The 3,240-nt window shown below is 69.7% G+C and carries 3 protein-coding genes and 1 pseudogene; all 4 read right to left on the bottom strand.

Annotated features, from left to right (window positions below; translation table 11 throughout):
• Window positions 1-378, bottom strand: a 378-nt coding sequence (locus ABY44_RS12525) for a hypothetical protein (RefSeq protein ID WP_431641256.1), incomplete at its 3' end; no start/stop codon positions are given.
• 131 nt (window positions 379-509) lie between these two features.
• Window positions 510-1,931: a sigma-54 dependent transcriptional regulator gene (locus tag ABY44_RS12530; RefSeq protein WP_155637946.1), complete on the bottom strand. Its 1,422-nt coding sequence runs from the start codon at window positions 1,929-1,931 to the stop codon at window positions 510-512.
• 110 nt (window positions 1,932-2,041) lie between these two features.
• A complete protein-coding gene (locus ABY44_RS12535) occupies window positions 2,042-2,626 on the bottom strand; it encodes a hypothetical protein (RefSeq protein ID WP_027789512.1) in 585 nt (194 codons plus the stop codon).
• 154 nt (window positions 2,627-2,780) lie between these two features.
• Window positions 2,781-3,240 (bottom strand): annotated as a pseudogene (locus tag ABY44_RS12540) (chemotaxis protein CheA); the annotation flags it as partial.

Genomic DNA, 3,240 nt, shown 5'->3' on the forward strand with positions numbered 1-3,240 from the left:
CTGGATCGGCGTCAGCACGAGGCCCCACGGCAGCCCCCACCAGCCGAACGCGGCCGACGCCAGCAACGCGACCGCCTGCTTCCTGCGGCCGCAACGCCGGCAGCACACGTGGTGCCGTGTCGCCCAGCGCGTGACGAACAGCAGCGACACGACGCGATGCGACGCATGGACATCGACCGGCCGGTCGTCGCGACGGCAGATCGGGCACGGCCCGTAACGCCAGTCGTGTACGTACTCCCAGACCTTCGCGTCGGGCACCCGCTCCGCCTCGACGACGATCGGATGCGCCCGGGCGCACGCCGGACGGCAATAGCGGCGGCCGTCGATCGACCGCCCGCCGACCAGGAACGTCCTGCCGCAGTGACTGCACTCTGCCACGGTAACCTCGGATAAGCGTGATGCGCCGCATGCCGGCCGCGCGCGCATCGCCGCGCGGCGGTCCGGACGGGCCGTTTCATGTCTTAACGGCCGACGTCGCGCGGTCTTGAGCGGCTGCGCGCCGCGGCGCGTCAGCCGTGCAGCCCGTGCGCGGTCATCAGCCGATACAGCGTCGCGCGCGAGATGCCCAGCTCGGCCGCCACGTCGGCATGCTGGTGGCGGTGGCGCATCAGCGTTTCCTCGATCGCGCGCCGCTCGGCGCGCCGGCGCGTTTCGGCGAGCGTCGGCGGCTGCCGCGACGTGTACTGGTGCAGTTCGAGATCGGCGGCCGAGATCATCGGGCCGTTCGTCATCACGACCGCGAGCCGGATCCGGTTGATCAGCTCGCGCACGTTACCCGGCCACGGATAGTTGTGGATCGCTTCGACCGCGCTCGGCATGAAGCCGCGAATCCGTTGCGCATTGTCGCCGCGATAGCGCCGCAGCACATGGTCGGCGAGCAGCATGATGTCGCGACCGCGCACGCGCAGCGGCGGTTCGTCGATGCGCAGCACGCACAGGCGGTAGTACAGGTCGGCACGGAACCGCCCCGCCTGCATCGCGGCCTCGAGATCGACGTGGGTCGCCGACACGATCCGCACGTCCACCGGAATCGACGCGTGCCCGCCGAGGCGCTCGATCGTGCCTTCCTGCAGGAAGCGCAGCAGGCTCGCCTGGCTCTCGAACGGCATGTCGCCGATTTCATCGAGAAACAGCGTACCGCCGTGCGCCGCCTCGATACGGCCGATCTTGCGCTGGTGCGCGCCCGTGAACGCGCCGCGCTCGTGGCCGAACAGTTCGGCCTGCAGCAGCGTCGACGGAATGGCCGCGCAGTTCACGGCGACGAACGGCGCGTCGGCGCGCGACGACTGCTGGTGAATCGCCGCCGCCGTCAGCTCCTTGCCGGTACCGGACTCACCGGCGATGAAAACGGTCGCCTCCGTATTCGCGACCTTGCGGATCGTCGCGAACAGCCGGCGCATCGCGTCGCACGAGCCGATCATCGTGCCGCCGGGGGGCGCCGCATCGGCGTCCGGGCTACCGTCCGCGAGCCTCAGCATCCCGTACGCATGGCCGACCAGATAGCCGATCGTCGTGTACGCGGTCGCGTTGCGCACGTAATCGAAACAGCAGTGGCGAATCAGGCGCGCGATGGAAATATCCCGCAGCCGCTCGTCGTCGACGAACGCGAGCCAGCCGACGCGCGGGTCACGCAGCAGCGCCTCGAACGACGTGACGTCGGGCGACGCGAAGCTGCCGAAATCGACGATGCCCGCATGCAGACGGTTCGCCCTGACGAGATTCAGTGCGTCCGCAACGGTTTTCGCGCGCCACACGTCCCAGCCGCGCGACGCGAGACAATCGACGAGCGCGGCGTCGTGCTGCTGCGACAGGTAGACGAGCGGCCGCGACGGCACGACATGGTTGCGCCGGACGGCAATGAACGGCGCCGTCCCTGCATCGCGTTCGAGATCCTGCGGGCCCGACACCCTGATCTGGCAGCAATGGTTCACGATGGCCTCGTCGCTTGGGTTGGTTGTCGAAACGGCCGTTGCCGGATCGCGTGGAGCGGGGCACCGTGGTCCCGCGACACGGCGCCGGGCCGTTCTCGGATTGACGTTCGTTATCGGCAGAAAACGACGCGCTGCGTGTAGATCTGCGGCTCGACGACCGGCTTCGCGGCACCGTTGAGGTCGTCACGATAGGCCCGGTAGGTCTTGCCGTTCACCGTCACTTCCGTCGCACGGGCCGTCTCGATCGAGCTGAGCCCGTTGCGCTGCCAGCCGCTCACCTGGTCCGCCGCCGTCACGCTCGCATCGCCTGCGATCTTCTGCGTGATCGCGCTGCCGTCGCTCCATGGCTGCGTCTGCATGTCCTCGGCATGCTGCATCGCGCCGACCGTCTTGCCGGTCGGCGTCGGCCCCCTCTGCGCCTCGAACGGTGCGCCACGGCCGTACACCGGCGATTGCCACGACGGCGCGTGACCCTCCTCCGGCATCATGTAGATCATCTGCGGATCGCCGATCATCATCATCGGCGCGCACGCCGTGTTGTCGGCGCGACCGAGCGTCGTCAGCGCCTGCGCGACGCTCGCGGCGTTTGCCGCGGTCTGCTCGCCCAGGATCACGAAGACCGCCGGGTTCTGAAATACCGCCTGTGCTGCGGCTTGTGCGCTGTACAACAACAGAGCGACCAAAAAGATCCTCATGATTGAGGCCTCCTTGCATCCTCGTCAGGCAAAAAGAGGTGTTGACCTCGGGGATGGGACCAACACCCGTCAAACAGGAAACGACCGCCGGGCATCGGGTCCGGACGGCTCCCGTGCGCCGCCATTCCTGCGCACGGGAGCCAGACCCGCGTGCTTACGACGACGTGCTCGTCGAGATGACGGCCGGAGCCGGCAAGACCGGTACAGCCGGGGCGGCCTGCTGGTCGACCGGAGCCGCCGGCAATCCTTGCGCCGGATCGGACAACGCCGGCATCTCGGCGGGCTGCGCGGCTGCCTGGTCCGGCACCTTCGCATCGGCTGCAGGCATGTCGGCAGGCGCTGCGGCCGCGGCGGCTGCAGGCTGCGCGGGTTCCGGTGCGGGCACTTCCGCGGCGACCGGAGCCGGTTCGGCGACCTTCGCATCGGCTGCCGGTGCGGGCATCGCGGCCTCGGCTGCGGGCGCCGCGACGACGGCAGCGGCCGGCGTCGTGTCCGCAGCCGGCGCGGCAGCGGCCTGCGCTGCGTTGTCGGTCGCGGCCGGCATCGGCTCCGGTGCCTTGTCGGCGACGGGCTGCACAGGCTCGGGGGCCTTGTCGGCGATTGCCGGTGCGGGT

Origin of the sequence: Burkholderia sp. ZZQ-2 (assembly GCF_050768715.1) — a bacterium.
Classification (GTDB): domain Bacteria; phylum Pseudomonadota; class Gammaproteobacteria; order Burkholderiales; family Burkholderiaceae; genus Burkholderia; species Burkholderia cepacia.

Excerpts from the sequence above, each read along its gene's own strand:
- ABY44_RS12535 (WP_027789512.1), bottom strand. The coding sequence starts at position 2,626 with ATGAGGATCTTTTTGGTCGCTCTGTTGTTGTACAGCGCACAAGCCGCA.